The sequence below is a fragment of the Pantoea sp. CFSAN033090 genome (assembly GCF_001264395.1).
Classification (GTDB): Bacteria; Pseudomonadota; Gammaproteobacteria; order Enterobacterales; family Enterobacteriaceae; genus Pantoea; species Pantoea agglomerans.
Window position 1 is genome coordinate 312,894 of the sequence record NZ_LGYX01000004.1, and the last position, 22,705, is coordinate 335,598.

25 protein-coding genes are annotated in these 22,705 nt (G+C 59.6%); 21 read left to right on the plus strand and 4 right to left on the minus strand.

Annotated elements, in window-relative coordinates; all coding sequences use genetic code 11:
- Window positions 1-19 precede the first annotated feature (19 nt).
- From AFL22_RS04875 to AFL22_RS04890, 4 genes are all read right to left on the minus strand, one after another.
- On the minus strand, window positions 20-1,525 hold the full coding sequence (locus AFL22_RS04875; RefSeq protein WP_010246475.1) for a SulP family inorganic anion transporter: 1,506 nt from the start codon (window positions 1,523-1,525) through the stop codon (window positions 20-22).
- Between the two features lie 139 nt (window positions 1,526-1,664).
- The gene (locus AFL22_RS04880; RefSeq protein WP_010246474.1) at window positions 1,665-1,925 is read right to left on the minus strand and encodes a biofilm/acid-resistance regulator YmgB/AriR; all 261 of its coding nucleotides are present in this window, start codon (window positions 1,923-1,925) and stop codon (window positions 1,665-1,667) included.
- A gap of 390 nt (window positions 1,926-2,315) precedes the next feature.
- A complete protein-coding gene (locus AFL22_RS04885) occupies window positions 2,316-2,723 on the minus strand; it encodes a DUF2000 domain-containing protein (RefSeq protein ID WP_033786587.1) in 408 nt (135 codons plus the stop codon).
- 41 nt (window positions 2,724-2,764) lie between these two features.
- Window positions 2,765-3,613: an AraC family transcriptional regulator gene (locus tag AFL22_RS04890; RefSeq protein ID WP_052270889.1), complete on the minus strand. Its 849-nt coding sequence runs from the start codon at window positions 3,611-3,613 to the stop codon at window positions 2,765-2,767.
- Window positions 3,614-3,758: 145 nt separating this feature from the next.
- Here AFL22_RS04890 and AFL22_RS04895 point away from each other — a divergent pair, with 145 nt between their 5' ends.
- The 21 genes from AFL22_RS04895 to AFL22_RS04995 all read left to right on the plus strand — a co-directional run bounded on the left by AFL22_RS04895 (window position 3,759) and on the right by AFL22_RS04995 (window position 22,677).
- Window positions 3,759-4,190, plus strand: coding sequence for a MarR family transcriptional regulator (locus tag AFL22_RS04895; RefSeq protein WP_010669811.1), 432 nt, complete (start codon window positions 3,759-3,761; stop codon window positions 4,188-4,190).
- Window positions 4,191-4,192: 2 nt separating this feature from the next.
- Complete coding sequence (locus AFL22_RS04900; RefSeq protein ID WP_029518976.1) at window positions 4,193-5,878, plus strand: MFS transporter; 1,686 nt, start codon at window positions 4,193-4,195, stop codon at window positions 5,876-5,878.
- Window positions 5,875-6,969: an HlyD family secretion protein gene (locus AFL22_RS04905; RefSeq protein ID WP_052270890.1), complete on the plus strand. Its 1,095-nt coding sequence runs from the start codon at window positions 5,875-5,877 to the stop codon at window positions 6,967-6,969. The genes AFL22_RS04900 and AFL22_RS04905 overlap by 4 nt, the downstream gene beginning before the upstream one ends.
- Window positions 6,969-8,351: an efflux transporter outer membrane subunit gene (locus AFL22_RS04910; RefSeq protein WP_033767368.1), complete on the plus strand. Its 1,383-nt coding sequence runs from the start codon at window positions 6,969-6,971 to the stop codon at window positions 8,349-8,351. The genes AFL22_RS04905 and AFL22_RS04910 overlap by 1 nt, the downstream gene beginning before the upstream one ends.
- 280 nt (window positions 8,352-8,631) lie before the next feature.
- Window positions 8,632-9,003 (plus strand): hypothetical protein, encoded by a 372-nt coding sequence (locus AFL22_RS04915; RefSeq protein ID WP_052270891.1) that lies wholly within the window; start codon window positions 8,632-8,634, stop codon window positions 9,001-9,003.
- 230 nt (window positions 9,004-9,233) lie between these two features.
- Entirely contained in the window at window positions 9,234-9,965 is a 732-nt protein-coding gene (locus tag AFL22_RS04920; RefSeq protein ID WP_045140532.1) for a beta-ketoacyl synthase chain length factor, read from the plus strand.
- Window positions 9,958-10,758 (plus strand): lysophospholipid acyltransferase family protein, encoded by an 801-nt coding sequence (locus tag AFL22_RS04925; RefSeq protein ID WP_022625895.1) that lies wholly within the window; start codon window positions 9,958-9,960, stop codon window positions 10,756-10,758. Before AFL22_RS04920 ends, AFL22_RS04925 begins: the two co-directional genes overlap by 8 nt.
- A 13-nt stretch (window positions 10,759-10,771) precedes the next feature.
- Entirely contained in the window at window positions 10,772-11,029 is a 258-nt protein-coding gene (locus tag AFL22_RS04930; protein WP_010669816.1) for a phosphopantetheine-binding protein, read from the plus strand.
- Between the two features lie 16 nt (window positions 11,030-11,045).
- Window positions 11,046-11,300 carry an acyl carrier protein gene (locus tag AFL22_RS04935; protein ID WP_010246453.1) on the plus strand — a complete coding sequence of 85 codons (255 nt, stop codon included), beginning with the start codon at window positions 11,046-11,048 and terminating at the stop codon, window positions 11,298-11,300.
- A 7-nt stretch (window positions 11,301-11,307) separates the two neighbouring features.
- A complete protein-coding gene (locus AFL22_RS04940; protein WP_052270892.1) occupies window positions 11,308-11,871 on the plus strand; it encodes a hypothetical protein in 564 nt (187 codons plus the stop codon).
- Entirely contained in the window at window positions 11,868-13,187 is a 1,320-nt protein-coding gene (locus AFL22_RS04945) for an AMP-binding protein (RefSeq protein WP_082239113.1), read from the plus strand. The genes AFL22_RS04940 and AFL22_RS04945 overlap by 4 nt, the downstream gene beginning before the upstream one ends.
- Complete coding sequence (locus tag AFL22_RS04950) at window positions 13,174-13,521, plus strand: hydroxymyristoyl-ACP dehydratase (RefSeq protein ID WP_033786574.1); 348 nt, start codon at window positions 13,174-13,176, stop codon at window positions 13,519-13,521. Before AFL22_RS04945 ends, AFL22_RS04950 begins: the two co-directional genes overlap by 14 nt.
- Window positions 13,515-15,224, plus strand: coding sequence for a glycosyltransferase family 2 protein (locus AFL22_RS04955; protein ID WP_052270894.1), 1,710 nt, complete (start codon window positions 13,515-13,517; stop codon window positions 15,222-15,224). The genes AFL22_RS04950 and AFL22_RS04955 overlap by 7 nt, the downstream gene beginning before the upstream one ends.
- A complete protein-coding gene (locus AFL22_RS04960; RefSeq protein ID WP_010246444.1) occupies window positions 15,217-15,630 on the plus strand; it encodes a thioesterase family protein in 414 nt (137 codons plus the stop codon). Before AFL22_RS04955 ends, AFL22_RS04960 begins: the two co-directional genes overlap by 8 nt.
- Window positions 15,624-16,232, plus strand: coding sequence for an outer membrane lipoprotein carrier protein LolA (locus AFL22_RS04965; RefSeq protein WP_052270895.1), 609 nt, complete (start codon window positions 15,624-15,626; stop codon window positions 16,230-16,232). Before AFL22_RS04960 ends, AFL22_RS04965 begins: the two co-directional genes overlap by 7 nt.
- Entirely contained in the window at window positions 16,219-18,525 is a 2,307-nt protein-coding gene (locus AFL22_RS04970) for an MMPL family transporter (RefSeq protein ID WP_052270896.1), read from the plus strand. The genes AFL22_RS04965 and AFL22_RS04970 overlap by 14 nt, the downstream gene beginning before the upstream one ends.
- A complete protein-coding gene (locus tag AFL22_RS04975; RefSeq protein WP_033771418.1) occupies window positions 18,522-19,094 on the plus strand; it encodes a DUF3261 domain-containing protein in 573 nt (190 codons plus the stop codon). Before AFL22_RS04970 ends, AFL22_RS04975 begins: the two co-directional genes overlap by 4 nt.
- Window positions 19,091-20,251: a beta-ketoacyl-[acyl-carrier-protein] synthase family protein gene (locus AFL22_RS04980; RefSeq protein WP_052270897.1), complete on the plus strand. Its 1,161-nt coding sequence runs from the start codon at window positions 19,091-19,093 to the stop codon at window positions 20,249-20,251. Before AFL22_RS04975 ends, AFL22_RS04980 begins: the two co-directional genes overlap by 4 nt.
- The gene (locus AFL22_RS04985; protein WP_052270898.1) at window positions 20,241-20,717 is read left to right on the plus strand and encodes a 3-hydroxy-fatty acyl-ACP dehydratase; all 477 of its coding nucleotides are present in this window, start codon (window positions 20,241-20,243) and stop codon (window positions 20,715-20,717) included. The genes AFL22_RS04980 and AFL22_RS04985 overlap by 11 nt, the downstream gene beginning before the upstream one ends.
- Window positions 20,714-21,445, plus strand: coding sequence for a 3-ketoacyl-ACP reductase FabG2 (locus AFL22_RS04990; protein ID WP_052270899.1), 732 nt, complete (start codon window positions 20,714-20,716; stop codon window positions 21,443-21,445). The genes AFL22_RS04985 and AFL22_RS04990 overlap by 4 nt, the downstream gene beginning before the upstream one ends.
- Window positions 21,442-22,677, plus strand: a complete 1,236-nt coding sequence (locus AFL22_RS04995; protein ID WP_197276779.1) for a beta-ketoacyl-ACP synthase — start codon at window positions 21,442-21,444, stop codon at window positions 22,675-22,677. Before AFL22_RS04990 ends, AFL22_RS04995 begins: the two co-directional genes overlap by 4 nt.
- Window positions 22,678-22,705: the final 28 nt, after the last annotated feature.

Below are 22,705 nucleotides of genomic sequence, written 5' to 3' on the forward strand. Positions count from 1 at the left end.
AGGCAGCAGAACGGCGTTTTTAGCCGAAATTACCGGTCAGGCGCTGATGGAAGTCCGTGCTGCGTGGGTCCAGCCCCTCAATGGTCACCTCTGCACCATAACGCTGATAGCGATACTCAATGCCATCCAGCGCCGCGACGCTGGACGCATCCCAGATCTGCGCATGCGTTAAATCGATAGTGATCTTTTTAGGGTCGTGGGCATAATCGAAATGCTCGAACAGGTCGTTGCTGCTGGCGAAAAACAGCGGGCCGCGCACCACATAGCGCACCGACTCGCCATCTTCGCTCAGCTGACGCTCCGCATGAATAACGTGCGCAATACGGCGGGCAAAAAGCAGCATAGCCAGGATTACCCCAGCCAGAACGCCCAGTGCCAGATTACCTGTCCAGACAGTCACCGCTACCGTCAGCACCATAATCAGCGTCTCTGACCACGGCATACGTTTCAGGGTAGCGGGTTGCAGGCTATGCCAGTTAACGGTTTTCACGGCCACTACCATCATGATCCCGGCCAGTACCACCATCGGGATTTGCGCCATAATCCGGCTCAGTCCGGTCACCAGTAACAGCAGCACCAGACCGGCGGCCACGGTGGAGACCCGGCTGCGCGCCCGGCCCAGCTCAACATTGACAATGGTCTGACCTATCATCGCGCACCCGGCGATACCGCCATAAAAGCCCGCCAGAATATTCGCCACGCCCAGGCCCCAGGATTCGCGACGCTTACTGGAGGGGGTATCGGTCAGGTCATCGACCAGTTTGGCGGTCAGCAGTGACTCCATCAGCCCGACAAAGGCGATGCTCAGGGCCGTGGGCCAGATAATCTGCAGGGTCTGCAGGTTAAGTGGCACCAGCAGGCTGTTAAAACCGGGCAGACCGGGACTCATCGGCCCTTCATCGCCCACGTTCGGCATGCGATAGCCCATTAACAGCGCGACGGCAGTCACTACCACAATGGCAACCAGCGGTGAAGGAACACTTTTTATCAGACGCGGCAACAACAGCACGATAGCCAGTGTGACGGCAAAGAAGATCCACACCAGTGATGACTGTCCCCAGACGTGCGGCACCTGAGCAAAGAAAATCAGCACCCCGAGCGCATTCACAAATCCCAGCATCACCGAACGGGGAATATAACGCATCATGCGCGCCAGACCGGCCACACCAAACAGAATCTGAATGACGCCGCCCATCACCACCGCAGGCAGAATATATTCAACGCCGTGCAGATGGACCATCGGCCCGATAACCAGCGCCACTGAACCCGCAGCCGCTGTTACCATCGCCGGACGTCCGCCCAGTATCGACAGGGTCAGGCAGAGCACCACGGAGGCGACGAGGCTGACTTTAGGGTCTACACCGGCAATAACGGAAAAGGAGATCACTTCAGGGATCAGCGCCAGCGCGGTAATCACCCCGGCCAGGCATTCGCGGGTCAGCAGCGCAGGCGAACGCAGAACGCGCCCTACGCTGATATCGCCCGCCACAACGTCGGTTGCGGCAATATCATTGGTTTGAGTCATAAAGGATTGCAGGCTCTTTAGTTATTTTGCTCCCGCGCGAGGGGCGGGAAGATCAGGATAAACAGTGAGGGGCAGATAGTACCGGGCGACTGGCGAAGATACCAGAAAAAGGCGGATGACTCCCTCCGTGGAGTCGATGCTACAGTGAAAAATCGTCCGGGGTTTTATGGACCACCAGTTCAAGCAGCTGTCGGTAGATATCCAGCAATTCCCTGTCGCTTTCCAGCTCCAGCCGATGAATAAGCTTTGAGATAATCGCTTTATTGTTCACTGGCATGCCTGACTGCAAAATTTCTGCAACCAGGATACCCAGCATCTCCATCTCGCTGGCGGGTTTATTGGCGGCAGGATTAAAATAATCAGCAATTTCCTGATTGGTCCGGGGAAGAATATATTGCATGTGTAAGCCCTTCAGAACAGCCCGATTCCGGTTCGGATGTCAGGACAAAAGCGATCAAAAAAACCACCGCATGGACAGATGCGATGGTACCAGTGTCACAAATTGAACAGAAAAAATAACCTCTGAAGGTGGAAATCCACTGACACCTTCAGAGGCGACGCAAGTGCATCATTCGTTACAGAGTCGCATGACAACTCGTGGCAGTAAACTTATACAATGAAGCCCAATCTGTACAATCGGATTCTTTAACAAAGTGTGCTATTTGACATTTATCAGCAGCTTATAAGGACTATTCCGAAACGAAAGCTGTACAAGTAACCTGTACAAACGGCGGGGTCGAGGGGCAGGAGGGGAAAAACAGGAAGCCATGACCAGCTTCCCGCAAAAAGATTAGCTGAATAGCGCCAGTTTTGCCGTCAGCTTTCGCAGGGCTTTTTTATCGCCGACGATGGCGACGCCCAGCAGGCGCCACTGCTGACGCAGTTGCTGTCGCAGGACGGCGCTCAGCGCCTGATAATCGGTGGTGGTCTGACCCTCTTCCGGAAACAGCACCAGATCGTATTCAGCCTGTTCGCACTGTTCCCGCAATGCACTGAGCTGCTCGTCAGTCGCGGCCAGCACCGGAATGCCGGTGGTGATCAAACCGGGAGAAGGGCGCCTGTCAGCATCCTCCAGGGCGTCGCCAACCAGCGCCGGATGTCGCTGTCCCAGGGTTAATGCCATCACGGCGGCAGCATTGGTGGCTTTGCCAGGCGGCAGAGCGGCATTGAGTATCATTACACAGCGTGGGTCTTGCATTGCGCTTCTCCTGACTAAAAAAACGCATTGTGGCAAGTGGCTTAACCCAGGTCTGGAAGATTTGTGCAGGCGTGCTGATAACGGGAAGGGGTAAGCTGGCAGGCGCGTTTGAACCAGCGGCCCAGGTGACTCTGATCGGCGAAACCCAGCGCAGCTGCCACATCGGCGACGGGCTGGCCCTGCGCCAGCTGACGACGCGCCTGGCTCAGCCGCCACTGCACCAGCCAGGCGTGGGGCGGTAAACCCCAGTGAGCCTGGAACAGACGCGATAACCGGAAGCGATCTACCTGCAGATGCTGCGCCATCTGCTCCAGACCGGGATTATCCGCATGATGGGCAATCAGCCAGTCACGCGCCTGCAGCGCCAGCCGCGCATCTTTATCCGGGGGCTGAGCGGGCTGTGACCACTGCCGGTGCGGGATGAGCTGACCAAACATCCGGTCCAGCGCCGCCTCTTTGATGATGGCGGGATGGTTGTGCCACAGCGCATCAAACGCATGCCAGACGGCATAAGCCAGTGGACGCTCGTCGCGCAGCGTGGCGGCAAAACGTAGCTCACGCAGTGAGGGTTTATCAGCCAGCATCGGAGCCAGGTGCTGCGCAATCTGCTGCGGTGAAAGATAGAGCATCCGGTAGGTAAAACCGCTTTCGTTGATGGCATCACCATCATGCAGCTCCTCCGGCTCCAGCATAAAGACCGTGCCTGGTCGGCTCTGATGCTGTTTGCGCCGTGAATGAAACTGCTGTACACCTTGCTCGGTCACGCCAATCAGATAACTGTCGTGCCAGTGAGGATCATAGGCGTGTCCGGTAAAATGGGCGCGTAGCGCCTCAATACCGCTGACGGCGTCACGGCGCAGATCGACCCAGTTTGCTGATGCCTGTTTCATGTTATCCGGCTCCCGGTTGCGGCCTCTGGACATTCTGCCGCGATCCACTAATTTTTAACAGACCGGACGCTTTTCATTGGCGTTTCGCTTTGCGTATAATAACGCCATCACTCAATTAGAACTCTTACTATTAGGCTGCTAACATTTGTCTCAGCACACGCGTACCTTTACCCACTTATTGCATCTGACCGCACATGCCTGGCGCCTGGCGGTGGATCGTCACCTTAAAGATAGCGGCTTAAGCATGAGCAGCTGGATGGCCATCGGGCTGATTGCCAGTGAGCCGCAACGCATGACCCAGACCGAGCTGGCACAGCTGCTGGGGCTGGAAGATGCCAGCATGGTACCGCTGGTGGATCGGCTGGTGAAACAGTCACTGCTGATGCGGGTACAGCCGCCAGAAGATCGACGTAAGCGTCACCTGGTGCTGACTGATAAGGGTAACGAAGCGTTCGCCAAAGTGAAAACCGAGGCTGACGCACTCCGTACTGAAATGCTGGCCGATATTGACCCTCAGGATCTGGCCGTGACCGAGCGCGTATTGCAACAACTCCTGAGCCGCATGGGAAGTATGTAGCAGTGGCAAAGCGAAATCCCTACGCTGCACGCGAGTGGTTGCCGCACGAAAAACCGATGCTGCCGGGATCGCCCTCGACGCCGCTGCATCCGATGCCAAAACGCCTGGCGTTTGGCCTGATCGGTTTACTTATTTCGCTGACCGGTGCGCTGAGTAACGCGCTGGTCACGGCGAATCTGGTCAACCTGCAGGGGACTTTTGGTGCCTGGTCGAATGAGATTGCCTGGCTGCCTGCGGTCTATGTGATGGGCAACATCTCTATTAACCTGCTGCTGGTGAAATTCCGCCAGCAGTTTGGCCTGCGTGTCTTTACCGAGGCGTTTCTGGTGCTGTATGTACTGGTGGCGTTTTTCCATCTCTTCGCCAACGATCTCAGTTCGGCAATCATTGTGCGCACCGCTCACGGTATGGTGGCTGCGGCGCTCAGCTCTCTGGGCATCTACTATCAGGTACAGGCCTGGCCTGCGAAACATCGCCTGAAAGCGCTGGTGATTGGCCTGACGGTATCGCAACTGGCTATCCCGCTGGCCCGCTTATTCTCTTCGGAATTGCTGCAGCTCAACGAGTGGCGCGGTCTCTATCTGTTTGAACTCGGTCTGGCGCTGATTGCGCTGGGCGGGGTACTGCTGGTGAAACTGCCACCGGGCGATCGCATCAAAACCTTTGAAAAGATGGATTTCGTCACCTTTATCCTGCTGGCACCCGGTATGGCGCTGCTGTGCGGCGTACTGACGCTGGGCCGTATTGAGTGGTGGTTTACCACGCCGTGGCTCGGTATCTGTACCGCGATCGCCCTGACGCTGATTGTCGCTGCGATCGTCATTGAGCATAACCGGCGCAACCCGCTGATCAATACCCGCTGGCTCAGCAGCGGCATGATGGTGCGGCTTGGCATTGTGATGATCATGATCCGTATCGTACTGGCGGAACAGAACACCGGTGCAATCGGCTTTCTGCAGCAGATTGGCTTGCAGAACGATCAGATGCGCGGTCTGGCGCTGGCGATCATGGCCGGGGTTATTGCGGGCATCGCCGCCAGTGCGCTGACCATCAAGCCCAATCATCTTAACTGGCCGATTGTCACCTCGCTGGTAGTGATGATTATCGCCTCGCTGATGGATGCGCAATCCAGTCCGCTGACCCGCGCCAGCAATATGTATTTCAGTCAGTTTCTGCTGGGCTTCAGCAGCGCCTTTTTCATGGCACCCGCGATGCTGATGGGCATTGGCAGCGTGGTGACTCAGCCGAAAAATCTGGTGAGCTTTGTGGTGCTGTTTGGCATGAGTCAGAACCTCGGCGGGCTGATCGGCTCGGCTATTCTTGGCACGTTTCAGGTCTGGCGGGAAAAATATCACTCCAGCCTGCTGGGCGATCAGCTCTCACTGCTCGATCCCAACGTCACCGAACGGCTCAGTCAGTATAATGCGCTGTTTAATTCGCTGGTGGGTGACGACGTTCTGCGCGGCGCGCAGAGCACCAGCCAGTTACAGGTAATCGCCACGCTGCAGGCCAACGTGCTCGCTTATAACGACACCTACCTGTTAACCGCTGCGCTGGCACTGGTCACCCTGATGTGGGTGATCTGGCGTTTGACCCGTCGTCGTTATCTTGACTGGCGTCAGGCGCAATTTAACCTGCGTGAGCAGCAACAGCTGGCCGCATTACAGGAATCAACGGAGAAACAATGAGTCAGCAGGATGAGCTTCAGGCGGCGGAACGCGAACGCGCGAATCGCCGCCGTATTCTTTCTATCGCCGCAGGCAGCGGCATTGTGGTGATTGGTGTACTGGTTATTCTTTATGCCTGGCAACTCTGGCCCTTCACCAGCGCAATACAAAGCACCGAGAATGCCTATGTGCGCGGTCAGGTGACCTTTATCAGCCCGCAGGTTAATGGCTATCTCACCTCAGTCGAAGTGATCGATCTGCAGCCGGTGAAAAAAGGGCAGTTGCTGATGACGATTGACGACCGTATCTATCGCCAGCGGGTGCATCAGGCGCAGGCGCAGCTGGCGATGAAGCAGGCGGCGCTGAACAATAACCTGCAGCAGCGTCGCAGCGCAGAAGCGACCATCCAGAGCAATAAAGCGGCACTGGAGAATGCCAAAGCACAGGCGCTGAAAAGCGGCTTCGATCTGAAGCGTGTCGAAAATCTCACGGCGGATGGATCCCTGTCGGTGCGCGAGCGCGATGCCGCCCGGGCCGCAGACGCCCAGACGCAGGCGCAGGTACGTCAGGCTGCGGCGCAGATCGCCGTCGCCCAGCAGAATCTGCAAACCGTCATCGTTAACCGTGACGCGCTGAAAGGCGATGTCGACAGCGCCCGCGCCGCGCTGGAGCTGGCGGAAATCGATCTGGCGAATACCCGGATTACCGCGCCCGATGATGGCCAGCTCGGCCAGCTGGCGGTGCGCACCGGCGCCTATGTCACGGCAGGTACGCGCCTGACCTCGGTAGTGCCTAATCACAAATGGATTATCGCGAATCTGAAAGAGACCCAGCTGGCAAATATTCGTCCTGGCCTGCCGGTGACGATTCGGGTCGATGCGCTGGATGGCAAACGCTTTACGGGTCAGGTTGAATTTATCTCTCCGGCCGCAGGCTCAGAGTTCAGCGCGATTTCGCCCGACAACGCCACCGGTAACTTCGTTAAAATTGCGCAGCGCATTCCGGTTCGCATCCGCATCAATGACCAGGATATGCATCAGTTACGCCCGGGTATGTCGGTCGAAGTCAACATCGACACCGCCGCACAACCCGCTGGTGAGGGTGCGCCATGATGCGGCGCAGCTTAATGGTAAGCGCACTGGCACTCCTTCTGACCAGCTGTGCCACGCAGGTTGAAAAGGCACCGGCCTCTCTGCCGATCCCCGACGCCTGGCGCAATAGTGTCGGGCCATCTGCTGCGCCGGAGGCGGAGTGGTGGCGCGCTTTTCATGATGAAAATCTCAACCGGCTGGTGACGCAGGCGCTGCGCAATAACCCCGATATCCTCACGGCGCGATCCCGGGTTGATCAGTATCGCGCCCAGCTACGCGCCACGCAGGGCGATAACTTTCCGACCCTGAGCGCCGGTGTGGCCGCGACCCGTGAGCGTACCCTCTCGTCAGTGACGGGCCAGCCCTATGAAACCGATATTTTTCAGGGCTTATTACAGGCGAACTACGAGGTCGATCTCTGGGGAGCACGCAGCAGCAGCATCACCGCATCGCAGGCGAGTTTAGCGGCGCAGCAGGCCGCTGCGTCTGCCGCCGAGCTGACCATCGCCAGTTCGGTGGCGTCAGGTTATCTCAACCTGTGCGCGCTGGATGAGCAGTTACGGGTCACGGAGGCAACGCTGGCGACCCGCAACAATTCGCTGAAGCTGGCACAGCGTCAGTTTGAAACCGGCTACACCTCCAGGCTGGAGTGGATGCAGGCCGCCTCGGAATATCAGTCGGCCAAAGCGCAGATGCCTCAGTTGCAGCACCAGATCACCCAGCAGGAGAATGCGCTGAGCCTTCTGGTGGGTATGAACCCGCGCAGCATCGCCCGTCGTCAGCAGTTTGACCAGATTTCACCGCAGCGGATGCCGTCACTGCTGCCATCCGAGCTGCTCAATCGCCGTCCGGATATTGTGCAGGCTCAGCGCCAGTTACTGGCCGCAGATGCCAGCCTGGCATCGTCGCGCGCTAAGCTGCTGCCTGGGCTTAACCTCACCGCGACCGGCACTCTGCAGAGTTCGGTTCTGCACCAGCTCGCGGATGATCCGTTCCGGCTGTGGAGCGTGGGCGGCAGCATCCTGGCACCGCTGCTGAACCGTGAAGCGCTGACGGCGCAGGTGGATGTCTCAATGGCGACGCGCAATCAGGCACTTTATGGCTATGAAAAAGTGGTGCGCAACGCCTTCTCGGAAGTTAACGATGCAATAGACGCTATCAGGCAGCGTGAGGCACAACTTCAGGAGCTGCAAAAGCAGGAAGCCTATGTAACGGAGGCGCTGCGCATTGCCCGCAATCGCTATCAGAACGGCTACGCCTCCTATCTGGATGAACTGGATGCGCAGAGAACCCTGTTTTCAACGCAGCTGAATCGGGTGACTGTCAAAAATAACCTGCTGCTGGCGCAGATCGATCTCTACCGCGCGCTGGGCGGTGGCTGGACACCCGCCTCCACACAGTAATCCCCAGACCGATCCAGCCGCAGCCAGAGTTTCTGCGGCAGGGATCGGCCTCTGCGCTGTCGCGGCGACTGCGTATATTCCCCGCTTTAATCCCCCAAATAACCCCCTAAAACCCATGCATACTTCTGCTTACCTGTCTTTACATTCGGTGGTATCATGCGCGGGTTTTAAGCCAGCCAGACGGAAAAGCGCACTGAAAGCTTAGCCTGCGCGAGGCGGATTAACCGTTTAACTTACTGATATAAAAATAAAAGAAGGGATTCATCATGAATAAAAAACTATTTTCGCACTGGCCGTGGTCGCTGCGTTATTAACCGGCTGTGCGCGCACTGCGCCGATTCATAACGTGAATCAAACGCTCACTCAGCGTTACAGCGACAACCAGATGAAACTGGCGATCATCGAAGCGGGTATTGGCCGGAAATGGGTGATGACTCCCGTTTCGCCTGGCGTGATCAATGGTCGTCTGGCCCAGCGTGATTTCGTGGCGACTATTCGCATCACGTATACCAGCCAGAACTACCGCATCGATTATGTCAGCAGTGAGAACCTGAAAGCGGAGCAGGGCGAGATCCACAATAACTACAACCGCTGGATTGCCAATCTCGATCAGGATATTCAGTTACGACTCTCTGCTCTTGCCGCTCAGTAATGCGTGCGCTGTCGCAATGATGTGTCGACAGCCGATCAAAGCATAAAGATCTCCGGCAGCCGGCCGACAAATCAGATGAGCTGCTATTGCTGAACCACTGAGTAACCCTCTACCGTGAAGGCCTGATGCGGAATCGGCAGAGGGTTTCCCGGACGCACTTTTTTTGCAGAGGGCCGGGATGACGCCCCGATAAACGCCGATGCCACACATATGACAAAAAGAGTGTTGAGATGAGACTCGCTTACTCACTGGTCGACTGGCAGGCTCTGGCTCCGGGATTACACGGGGGCGAGGGCTGGCAGCACTGGGCGCAACAGGGCATCGTCATAGACCCTAAAGAGGCGATGGCAAAGCCGCAATTTTTACCGATGATGACTGCACGTCGTCTGAGCGGCGGCAGTCGTGCGGCGGTAGAGTGTGGGCTGGCGCTGCTCGCGCGTCAGCAGGTTGACGCTATCGTGTTCACCAGTCGTCACGGTGAACTGGAACGTAATCTGCGTATCCTCACTACGCTGGCCGATCAGCAGTCAATGTCACCCACGGATTTTGCCATGTCAGTTCACAATTCGGCGGTCGGCAGCCTGACTATTGCAGCCAAAGCACCACTGGTCTCCACCTCAATCGCCGCCGGAGTCGACTCGTTTCAGCAGGGATTGATCGAAGTCAGCGCGCTGCATCAGGCGGGTTATCAGCAGGTACTGCTGGTTGATTTCGACGGCATCGTGCCTGACTACTATCTGCCGTGGCTGCCGGAACAGCGTGTGAACTTTCCCTATGCGGTGGCGCTGCTGCTGCGCCCGGGCGACCAGCTGCACTGCACTGGCCGTGCTGGCAGAGAGGAGAGGGCAGAAACAGGGTTACCGCAAAGCCTGCGCTTTCTGCAGCAGTGGCTGGCGGAATCGCCCACCTTCAGCCTGCCGGGCGAACGCCTGACATGGCACTGGGAGATTCATCATGGCTGATTGTTCACAACCGGCGCACTACACCGGCAGCCGCATGAACTATTGCTGGCGGCTGGTGATGACGGCGGTGAGTTTTACGCTGTTTGGCATAGGCGGACTGCTGCTGTCGCTGATTGGCTTCAACCTGCTGCTGCTGGTACAGCGCGATTCGCTGCGCCGCCGCCTGCTGGCCCGACGCGCTATCGCCTTTAGCTTCCGTTGCTTTCTGCGATTCTGCCGGATGACCGGGGTCTATGACTACCGGATTGAAGGCGCAGAGCTGCTGCAACAGGATCGCGGATGCCTGATTGTCGCTAATCATCCATCACTGATCGACTACGTGATGATCGCTTCGGTACTGCCAGAGATGGATTGTCTGGTTAAAGCCGATCTGCAAAAGAACCCCTTTATGCGTGGGGTGATCCGCGCCGCGGACTATCTGATCAACAGTGAAGCGGAGACGCTGTTGCCGGACAGCCAGCAGCGACTGGCGCGCGGCGACAATATCCTGATCTTTCCGGAAGGCACCCGCACCCGCTACGGTCATCCACTGACTCTGCAGCGCGGGGCAGCCAATATTGCGGTGCGCGCCGGATGCGATCTGCGTGTGGTTCACATCACCTGTAGCCAGCGTATGCTTGATAAACAGAGCCGCTGGTATCAGATTCCGCCGGTTAAACCGCTGTTTACCGTGCGTGTACAAACGCGAATCGACAGTCAGTCGTTTTGTGAAAGCAATCCCGATGCGCAGCCGCTGGCCGCGCGTCGCCTGACCCGCCATTTACAGCAGGCGCTGGTCCCCCAGAACAGGTAAGACGAAAACCGGTATGGATTCATTAATTAACGATATCAAACAGATGATTATCGACACGCTGAACCTTGAAGATCTCAGTCCCGATGATATAGAGACCGACGCTGCACTGTTTGGCGACGGACTGGGGCTGGACTCTATTGATGCACTGGAACTTGGCCTGGCAGTGAAAAATCGCTACGGCGTGGCGCTGTCCGCTGAGAGTGAAACCCTGCGCGCGCACTTTTTCTCTGTTGCGACGCTGGCTGCGTTCGTCAACCAACAGCGCGGCTGAAAGCGGAGACAACCTTATGATGAACAAAGAACAGATCTATCAGGAAGTGGCTTCGCTACTGACCAGCCTGTTTGAAATTGCGCCTGAGGATATCCATCCCGAGGCACGTCTGTATGAAGATCTCGAACTCGACAGCATTGACGCCGTCGATATGGTGGTTCATCTGCAAAAACGTACCGGCCGTAAGATTAAACCGGAAACCTTCCGGGCGGTGCGCACCGTGCAGGATGTGGTGGATGCCGTGGAACAACTGATGCGCGAAGACGCCTGATCCCGCCGTGCCTGCTGCTACGCTTCGCCTGCTGAATCTGCTTACGCTACTGGCCTGGCCACTGCTGGTCTGGCTGGCGCTGACCCAGCCGCGCTGGCAGGGGCTTTTCTGGCTGCTGGCACTGCTGTTTGGCCTGCGCTGGCTGCAGCTGCGTCGTCAGCAAAACGCCATGAGCGCGGTCATGGGCTGGCTGGCGCTGCTCGGTGCACTGCTCTGTGTCAGCAGCCAGCTATTACGCACTCAGCATCTGCTGCTGTGGTATCCGGTGGCGGTCAATCTGGCGATGCTGCTGGTGTTTGGCGCCTCACTCTGGAGTGCGATGCCGCTGGTGGAACGCATCGCCCGGCTGCGTGAGCCCGTGCTTCCCCCTGCGGCAGTGCGCTATACCCGCCGCGTCACCCAAATCTGGTGCCTGTTTTTTATCGGCAACGGCAGCATTGCGCTCTATACCTGTTTGCTGGGCGATCTGCGGCTCTGGACGCTGTGGAATGGCGGCATAAGTTATCTGTTAATCGCAGCGTTGATGAGTGCTGAATGGCTGGTACGTCAGCGCGTGAGGCGAAAAGCATGAGGGTGGCCGACTGGCTGACGGGAGACGATCGCGAGATTGCCTGGCGCGGCGATCAACGTTTGATGCTCAGCGTGATGCATCGTCAGGTCGTGGCGCTCCGCCAGCGCTTGGCAGCACAACCGGGCAGCCACTGGGCGCTCTGTTTTGATGACAGTTACCGTTTTTGTGTGGCGCTGCTGGCATGCTGGTATGCCGGTAAAACGCCGGTGATGCCGGGTCACTGCCGCGCCGCGCTGCTGGATGAGAGGCAGGATCGGCTGGATGGCGTGCTGTGCGACATGCCGCTGGCGGTCAGCCTGCCGCTGCTGGCGTGGGACGACGCAGAAGCGCAGGGGCCGCTGCCGCCGCTGCCGGAGAGTGCAGAACTGGTGCTCTTCACCTCGGGATCCACCGGTGCACCGCGTCAGGTAGTGAAGTCGCTGGCGGTGATGGAGCAGGAGAGTCGCTGGCTCAGCAGCCTGTGGGCCGAACAGTTGCGTGGGTGCCGGGTCATCGCCTCGGTCAGCCATCAGCATCTCTACGGTTTATCGTTTCGACTTTTCCTGCCGATGATGCTCAGGCTGCCGTTTGCCGCCCAGCCGCTGTTTTACGGTGAACAACTGGCCCAGCTTCCGCGCGACGTTCGCTATGCCTTTATCAGCAGCCCGGCCTTTTTATCGCGGCTGGACAGCACGCTGAAAGCGCCCGCCTGTGAACTGATTGTCTCTGCCGGTGGCGCACTGCGCGACTCTGATGCGGAGCAGGTCTGGCAGCGATTTGGCTGTCAGGTCAGTGAAATCTACGGCAGCACCGAAACCGGCATTCTGGCCTGGCGTCAGTGCGATCGGGCGGAGGCGCCGTGGCGCCGCTTCCCGCAGGTCAGGCTGGAGCAGGTGACGCCCGATCGCTGGCAGGTCTGGTCGCCGCTGATTGCCGGTGACAGCGGGCTGCAGCTCGACGATCGACTGACTATGCAGCCGGACGGCGGATTTCAGCTGGCAGGACGCCACGATCGCATCGTAAAAATCGGTGACAAGCGCATCTCATTAAGCGAGATAGAGCGCCGTCTGACCGACCTGCCGGAAATCGAGGATGCCGTAGCGCTGGTGGTCACGCGTCATGAGCGTCAGGCGATTGGCGTCGTGCTGGCGCTGAACAGCGCACTGGATGAGGCGGCTCTGCATCAGCGCAGGCAGCAGTGGAAACGCCAGCTGCAGCGCTGGCTGGAACCGCTGGCGATGCCGCGCTACTGGCGGATTGTGGCCACTATTCCGGTGACCACCCAAAGCAAACGCGCCTGGCCGCAAATAGAGGAACTTTTTCATGTTGCCGATTGAACGCAGCCGGGAGCTGCGGGCTGACAGCGTCACGCTGACCCTGCAGATAGATGCCGGACTCTTCTGGTTTCAGGGCCACTTTCCGCATCTGCCCATTCTGCCGGGTGTGGCTCAGCTGGACTGGGTGATGCACTACGGCGTATCACTGCTTGCGCCCGGTAAACAGTTTGCCGCCGTTGATAACATTAAATTTCAGCAGCCGGTATTACCCGACTCGCTATTGCAACTGCATCTGGACTGGGACGCTGAAAAATCCCGCCTGAGTTTCCGTTACAGCCTGCTGAAGAACGACGGCGAGCAGATCGCCAGCAGCGGGAAGATCGCGCTGTGTTAAGCGCCCCGTTTTCACCCTGCGTGGTGATCCCCTGCTACAACCACGGCGCGATGATGGCGTCAGTGCTGGCACGGCTGGCACCCTTTAATCTGCCGGTAATCGTGGTGGATGATGGCAGCGATGCGGCCACACAGCTTCAGCTGGCGACGCTGCACGCCCCGCAGCTCAGCCTGCTGCGACTCGACAGCAATCAGGGTAAAGGCGCGGCGGTGATCTACGGACTGCGGGCCGCGGCGGCACGCGGCTTCACCCATGCGGTGCAGCTTGACGCGGACGGCCAGCATCAGGCGGAAGATCTGCCGCTGATGCTGGCGGAAGCGGAGCGTTATCCCGACGCGCTGATCTCCGGTCAGCCGCTCTATGACGACTCGATCCCCAAATCACGCCTTTATGGTCGCTACATCACCCACTTCTGGGTCTGGATTGAAACGCTGTCGCTGTCGATCCGCGACAGCATGTGCGGCTTCCGCGTCTATCCCCTGGCCGCGACGCTGGCGCTGTGCGATCGCCGGGCCATCGGTCAGCGCATGGATTTTGATACCGAGATCATGGTGCGGCTCTACTGGCAGGGAACCCGCAGTCGCTTTATCCCGACCCGCGTCACCTATCCGGCCAGCGGGCTGTCACACTTCGATGCGCTCTACGACAACCTGCGCATCTCCTGGATGCATACCCGGCTGTTTTTCGGCATGCTGCCGCGCATTCCTCGTCTGCTGGCGATGCGTAAACCGCCGACGCACTGGTCTGCGGAAACGGAGCGGCGCGGACAGTGGGGATTACGTTTTATGCTGGCGGTCTATCGCTACGGCGGGCGGCTGCCCTTTACGCTGCTACTCTGGCCGGTAGTGGCGGTCTACTGGCTGAGCGGTCAGCGCGCGCGACGCGCTTCCCGGCAGTGGCTGGCGCAGGTCACTACCGCCGCGCAGCAGCAGCAGATTGCGTTACCGCCACGGCTTAACAGCTACCGCCATTTCCTGCGGTTCGCCGGGGCAATGCTGGATAAAGTGGCCAGCTGGCGCGGCGATCTGCGCTGGGGACGTGATATCGATTTTGCGCCAGGCGCAGAAGCGGTGATCCGCACACCCACGCCGCAGGGCAAGCTGATTCTCGCTTCCCATCTTGGTGACATTGAAGCCTGTCGCGCGATGGCGCAGCAGGTCAGCGGGCTGGTGATTAATGCGCTGGTGTTTACCGACAACGCCCGGCGTTTTCGGGCGGTGCTGGAAACCATCGCCCCGCAGGCGGGGGTGAATCTGATGCCGGTGAGCGATATCGGGCCGGAGACCGCTATCCTGCTGCAACAGAAGCTGGATGCGGGCGAATGGGTGGCGATTGTCGGGGATCGCACCGCGGTCAATCCGCAGCGCGGCGGCGAGCGGCGGGTGATCTGGAGCGACTTTCTGGGCCGCGCCGCGCCCTTTCCACAGGGGCCGTTTGTACTGGCGGCCGCGTTGCGCTGTCCGGTGCTGCTGATGTTCGCCCTGCAGCAACAGGGTAAACTGCGTATTCACTGTGAGCCCTTCGCCGATCCGCTGCTGCTGCCGCGTGCGCAACGTCAGCGGGCACTGCAACAGGCGGTCGATCGTTACGCAGCGCGGCTGGCCCATTACGCACTGCTGGCGCCGCTCGACTGGTTTAACTTTTTCGATTTCTGGACGCTGCCTGATCAACAGGCGCACCACAAGGAGTCTGACCATGACTGAACATCATGCTGAAGTCGTGCTGACCGTCTCATTCCACGACTGCGATCCCATGGGCGTGGTCTGGCACGGCAACTATTTCCGCTTTTTCGAAGTGGCGCGTGAAGCCCTGCTGCGCAGCATTAACTACAGCTATGGCGAGATGGCCGCCAGCGGCTACGTCTGGCCGGTGGTCGATACCCGGGTCAAATACCGCCAGCCACTGCGCTGCGAAGAGACGATTCGCGTCAGCGCCCGGATTACGGAATATGAGAACCGTCTGCGCATCGACTATGAAGTGCGAAATGCTGCCGGCCAGATCACCACCAAAGCGCATACTCTGCAGGTGGCGGTGGAGCAGGAGAGTCAGGCGTTGTGCTTTGTTTCACCCGATATTTTACTGGAACGTTTAGGAGTGAAAGGATGCTGAAAATTGTGCTTACCAGCCTGCTGCTGTGGGCCAGTGCCGCCAGCGCGGTCACGCTGGATCAGCTGCAGCAGCGTTTTGCCAGCCAGCCTGTGATTCGGGCAGACTTTATCCAGACGCGCACCATTTCCGGCATGCGTCAGCCGCTGGTCTCGCACGGGCAGATGCTGATCGCTCGCGAGCAGGGCTTATGGTGGCATCAGCAGACACCCTTTGTGATGACGCTGCTGCTGGATGATAAACGCATGGTGCAGAGCCTTAGCGGCCAGAAGCCTCAGGTGATCACCGCCGACAGCAACCCGCAGATGTTTCAGTTCAACCATCTCTTGCGGGCGCTGTTCCAGGCCGACCAGAAAGTGCTGAACGAGAACTTCAGCGTGGCCTTCAGCGATCGCGGCAACGGAGCCTGGACGCTGGAGCTGACGCCCAAAGCAGCGCCGCTCAACAAAATCTTCAACCGTATCTCGCTGGCGGGCAGCGCCTTCCTGGACAGTATCAATCTGGATGATAAGCAGGGCGATAAAACGCAAATAGAGCTCAGCAACACCCGAATTGAACCGCCGCAGTTAAGCGACGAGGAGCAGGCGCGTTTTGCCGGGCCGTAACGATCGGCTGCTGGCCCTCCTGTGGCTGGCCCTCTGTCTGCTGCTGGCGGCTGCGCTCTCTTTTTTGCTGCCGCGCAGTCAGCTCAACAGCAGCGTGCTGGCGCTGCTGCCGCAGCAGAATCTGGGGGCGGCACCGCCTGCGCTGCAGCAGGGCTTTATGCAGCGGCTGGATCGCCAGCTGGTGTGGCTGGTTTCACCCGGTGAGCAGGACGATCCCCAGGTCGCCGCCTGGTGGCTGGCCCAGCTGCGCGCGCTGCCTGACCTGAAACAGGTGCAGGGTGATCTCGACGGGCAACAGCAGCAGCAGTGGGGCCGCTTTGCCTGGCAACACCGTAACGGCCTGATCGATGAGGTGACGCGCGACCGCTTGCAGAACGGCGGCGAGGCGCAGGCTGACTGGCTGCTGGCGCAGCTCTTTTCGGCCTTCTCTGGCGTCAGCAGCAAAGAGTTGCAGGGCGATCCCCTGATGCTGGTGCGGGGTTCGCAGCTGGCGCTGGCACAAAACGCCGGGCGCATGACGCTGCATGATGGCTGGCTGACAGTAAAAGATGCACAGGGTCAGCAGTGGTATTTTCTGCATGGCGAACTGGCGAACAACGCCTTCAGTATGCAGCAAAGTCATGCGCTGGTTACCCGACTCAGCGCGCTGGAGCAACAGCTTAAAAGCCGCTGGCCGCAGGCGAAACTGCTGACGCGTGGCACGGTGCTGTTCAGCGACAACGCCAGCCAGCGTGCGCAGCATGACGTTAAAACGCTGGGCAGTGTGACGCTGGGTGGCGTCGTCCTGCTGGTGCTGCTGGTCTTCCGCTCACTGCGCCCGCTGTTGCTGACGGTCACGTCCGTGGCCATCGGCGCGATGGCGGGCACGGTGATGACGCTGCTTTGCTTCGGTGAACTGCATCTGATGACGCTGGTGATGAGCCTGAGTATTGTCGGCATCTCTGCGGATTACACGCTCTATTACCTCACCGAGCGCATGGTGCACGGCGATCAGCAGACGCCGTGGCAGAGTCTGCGAAAAGTCCGCGGCACGCTGCTGCTGGCGCTCGGGACTACCGCCATCGCCTGGCTGCTGATGCTGCTGGCACCGTTCCCGGGGCTGCGGCAGCTGGCGGTGTTTGCCGCCAGCGGATTAACGGCCTCCTGTCTGACGGTGATTCTGATCTATCCGTGGCTGGTACGCGGATTACCGGTGCGTCCGGTGCCGCTGATGGTGCCTCTGGCGCGCTGGCTTGCCGCCTGGCGTCGCCAGCGCGGGCTGCGCGTCGGATTACCGGTGGCGATGGCGATCTTCGCGCTGGCCGGTATCGCCCAGTTAAAGGTGGATGATGACATCGCCCATCTGCAAAGTGCGCCTGCGCATCTGCTGGAGCAGGATCGCCAGCTGGCAACCCTGACCGGACAGCGCGCCGATCAGACCTGGTTTGTGGTCTGGGGCGATGACGCGCAGCAGACGCTGCAGCGGCTGGAAAAACTGGCACCGGATCTGCACCAGGCGCAGCAGCAGGGCTGGCTGCAGCACTATCGTCTGCTGCCGCTGACGTCGCTGGCGCAGCAACAGCGGGATCTTCAGCTGTTGAAACAGGCAGTACCGGATATTACGGCCCGCCTGCAGCAGGCGGGTATCACGCTGCCGGCACCGGATCTGACCCCGATGCCGGTAACGCCAGAGGCGTGGCTGTCGAGTCCGCTGAGTGAAGGCTGGCGATTGCTGTGGCTGACGCTGCCAGACGGGCGCAGCGGTGTTTTGATCCCCACCAGCGGCGTAAAAAACAGCGCTGCACTCGCGGAGCTGACCAAACAGCATCCGGGCGTCAGCTGGATTGACCGCAAATCAGGTTACGATTCGCTGTTCAGCTTCTGGCGCACCCTGCTGAGCGGGTTACTGGCGCTGGCGCTGCTGCTGATCACCCTGAGTTTTGTCCTGCGACTGGGGTTAAAGGCGGGCTTACGCAGCGCGCTGCCGTCAGTGCTGTCGCTGGCGATGGCGCTGGCAACGCTGGGCTGGATCGGCGCGTCGCTGAATCTGTTTGCCCTGCTGGCACTGATTCTGGTGCTGGGCATCGGCATTAATTACACGCTCTTTTTCAGCAACCCGCAGGGTACGCCGCTGACCTCGTTGCTGGCGGTGTCGCTGGCGATGATTACCACCTTACTGACGCTGGGTATGCTGGTATTCAGCAGCACCAGCGCGATTGCCAGTTTTGGCACAGTGTTATGCAGCGGCATCTTCAGCGCTTTCCTGCTGTCGCCGCTGGCGATGCGACCCACCCGATCAAGGAGTAAACGATGATCCGCGCCGCTCTTATTCTGCTGACGGCTCTGCTGCTCAGCGCCTGTGCCGGACCTGCACCCGACAGCAGCCGTCCCACCGCCTGGCTGAAACCGGGCGTGAAGGTGACGCTGCCACCGCCGGGCATCCGTCCCGCCTTCCAGCAGCAGCAGTTGCTGACCGGACAGGTGAAAGGCCAGAGTCAGTCACTGCTGGTGCTGCTCAGCGCCGATGAACAGCAAATTGATCTGGCCGGACTCTCCTCGGTGGGTATTCGCCTGTTCAGCCTGCGCTACGATGCCAGCGGTATTCACACCCAGCAGCTGATGCCGCTGCCGCAGATGCCGCCTGCCAGTCAGGTGCTGGCGGATATTATGCTCAGCTACTGGCCACGGGATCTGTGGCAAAAACAGCTGCCGCCAGGCTGGACGTTGCAGGATCAGGGGTTAAAGCGACGGCTGATCGATGCCGATAATAAGCTGGTTACCGAAATCGATTATCTGCAACGCGGTAATCAGCGCCAGCCCATCAGCATTCAGCAGCATGCGTTTGGCTATCAGATCCGCATTCAACATCTGGACGGCTCATGATTTACATCTCTGCCATCGGCATGCTGAATGCCCTGGGGAACAACACTCAGCAGATTGCGGCCAGCCTTACCAGGGGTGAGGCACCCGGCATGCAGCTGCGTTATGGCTGGCTGAGCGGCGACCGCGCCTGCTGGCTTGGCAGGGTTGAAGGCGATTTGCCATCGATTCCTGCTGCCCTGAGCGCGCATAACACCCGTAATAACCAGCTGCTGCTGGCCGCGCTGGCGCAAATCCGTCCGGCGCTCGACGCGGCGATTGCGCACTATGGTGCCAGCAGAGTGGCAGTTGTGCTGGGAACCAGCACCTCGGGCGTGGATGAGGGCGATCAGCAGATTGGCGGCAGTCAGTCCGGTTATCACTATCAGATGCAGGAGCTGGGCGATCCCTCCCGTTTCCTGGCTCACTATCTGCGTCTGGATGGCCCGGCCTATACCATTTCAACCGCCTGCTCCTCCAGCGCCCGCGCCATTATCAGTGGTGAGCGGCTGATCGCGGCGGGGCTGGTGGATGTGGCGCTGGTGGGCGGTGCGGACTCGCTGAGCCGGATGCCGATCAACGGATTCGACAGCCTGGAGTCGCTCTCTGAACGTCGCTGCGCCCCTTTCAGCCGCGATCGCGACGGCATCTCGATTGGCGAAGGGGCCGCACTGATGCTGCTGACGCGGGAACCGCAGCCGCTGGCGCTACTGGGAGCTGGCGAATCGTCTGACGCCTGGCACATGTCTGCTCCCCATCCGCAGGGCGAGGGCGCTGAACGGGCGATGCGTATGGCGCTGCAACAGGCGAATTTGTTGCCAGAGCAGGTGGGTTATATCAATCTGCACGGCACCGCGACGCCGCTTAACGACCAGATGGAAGCCGCCGTGATTCAGCGCCTGTTTGGCAATGCGGTGCCGTGCAGCTCGACCAAACATCTGACCGGCCATACGCTCGGCGCGGCGGGAGTGTGTGAAGCCGCCCTCAGTGCGCTGATCCTGCAAAACAATCTGCCGCTGCCCGCGCAGGATTTCAGTGAGATGGCGCCGGATGAGATGCTGCCGGATTGCGGATTGTTATTACAGCCACAGGCGTTGCAACGGCCTGTCATCGCTTCTAACTCCTTCGCCTTTGGCGGCAACAACACCTGTCTGATTCTGGGACGCCAACATGGTTATTAATTCTCCCGCGGCACGCTGGCTGCCGCATGCTGCGCCGATGCTGCTGCTTGATCAGCTGATCGCCGTTGATGATGAGCAGGTCCACTGTCAGGTGTCAACCTGCGCCGGTGGCGTACTGACACCGTTTCTGACGCCTCAGGGTGAACTGCCCGCCTGGTTTGGCGTGGAGATGATGGCGCAAACCGTGGGCGTCTGGTCGGGCTGGCATGCAAAGCAGGGCGGCGCCACCCTTATCCCGCCCGGCATGCTGCTGGGCGGACGCGGCTGGCGGGCAGAGCGATCGCTCTTTCCCGCCAGTATTACGCTGGATATCACAATGACGCTGCTGATGCGCGATGACCGCATGGGCAGCTTTGAGGGCGACATTCATTACGGCACCCAGCGGCTTGCCAGCGGTCGTCTGAATACGTATCAACCCAATGAAGCAGAATTACAGCAATTGATGTCACAAGGAAATCAGCCATGACAGATTCGGTATTAGTGACGGGCGCCAGTAAAGGGATTGGCCGCGCGATTGCGTTGCGTCTCGCCCAGGATGGCTATCAGGTTATCGTCCACTTCAACCGTGACCGCGCAGGCGCTGAGCAGTGCCTGCAGCAGATCGAAACCGCAGGCGGCAGCGGCCGTATGCTGGGATTTGATGTGGCCGATCGGGCGGCAACCCGCGCTGCGCTGGAGGCGGATATTGAGCAATATGGCGCCTATTATGGTGTGGTGAGCAACGCCGGTATCACCCGCGATGCGGCGTTTCCCGCCCTGACGGATCAGGAGTGGGACAGCGTCATCCACACCAATCTCGACAGTTTTTACAATGTGATCCAGCCCTGCGTGATGCCGATGATCGGTCTGCGGCGCGGCGGCCGCATTATCACGCTCTCGTCGGTGTCGGGGATAATGGGTAATCGCGGTCAGGTGAACTACAGCGCGGCGAAAGCGGGCATTATTGGTGCCACTAAGGCGCTGGCGATTGAGCTGGCGAAACGCAAAATCACCGTTAACTGCATTGCGCCAGGCCTGATTGATACCGGTATGGAGGGGCTGGAACCTCAGGTGATTGAGGAAGCGATGAAGATCGTGCCGATGAAGCGCATGGGCGCGGCTGAAGAGGTCGCCGGACTGGCGAGCTATCTGATGTCCGATATCGCAGGCTACGTGACGCGTCAGGTCATTTCTATTAACGGAGGCATGCTGTGATCCAGCGGGTAGTCGTAACCGGCATGGGCGGCGTAACCGCCTTTGGTGAGTCCTGGGCTGAGGTTTCGGCACGGATCCGTGCGGGCCGCAATGCGGTGCGCTTTATGCCGGAGTGGCAGATCTACGACGGGCTGCATACGCTGCTCGGCGCACCGGTGGATGACTTTGTGCTGCCGGCGCACTACACCCGCAAGCGCATCCGCGCCATGGGCCGCGTTTCGCTGCTGGCAACGCGCGCGACCGAGCTGGCGCTGACCCAGGCGGGCCTGGTTGACCATCCGGTGCTGACCAGCGGAGAAACGGGTATCGCCTACGGTTCTTCCACCGGCAGCACCGGGCCGGTCAGCGAGTTCGCCACCATGCTGACCGAAAAGCACACCAACAATATCACCGGCACCACCTATGTGCAGATGATGCCGCATACCACGGCCGTCAATGCCGGACTCTTTTTCGGCCTGCGCGGCCGGGTGATCCCGACCTCCAGCGCCTGTACCTCTGGCAGCCAGGCGATTGGCTATGCCTGGGAAGCGATTCGTCACGGGTATCAGACGGTGATGGTGGCTGGCGGCGCAGAAGAGCTCTGTCCGTCGGAAGCCGCGGTGTTTGACACCCTGTTTGCCACCAGCCAGCGTAATGACGCGCCGCACACCACGCCTGCACCCTTTGATCAGCAGCGCGATGGTCTGGTGATTGGCGAAGGGGCGGGCACGCTGATCCTTGAGTCGCTGGAACATGCCCTGGCACGCGGTGCAACGATCTACGCAGAGCTCACCGGTTTCCATACCAACTGCGATGCCGCCCATATTACTCAGCCGCAGCGGGAAACCATGCAGATCTGCATCGAGCGGGCGTTGCAAAGCGCCGGTATCACGGCCGCAGACGTTGGTTATGTAAATGCGCACGGCACCGCCACTGAACGGGGTGATATGGCCGAAAGTCTGGCGACGGCGGCGGTGTTTGGCGAAACGACGCCGATCTCCTCGCTGAAGTCCTATTTTGGCCATACGCTGGGTGCCTGTGGGGCGCTGGAAGCCTGGATGAGCATTGAGATGATGCGGGAAGGGTGGTTTGCGCCAACCCTGAACCTGACGCAACCGGCAGCGGATGGCGGCCAGCTGGATTACATCATGGGTGAGCCGCGTGAGATTGAAACCGACTATATCCAGAGCAACAACTTTGCCTTTGGTGGCATTAATACTTCACTGATCTTCAAACGCTGGCGCGGCGTCTGATCTCAGGCCCGTGCCGCGCTGGCACGGG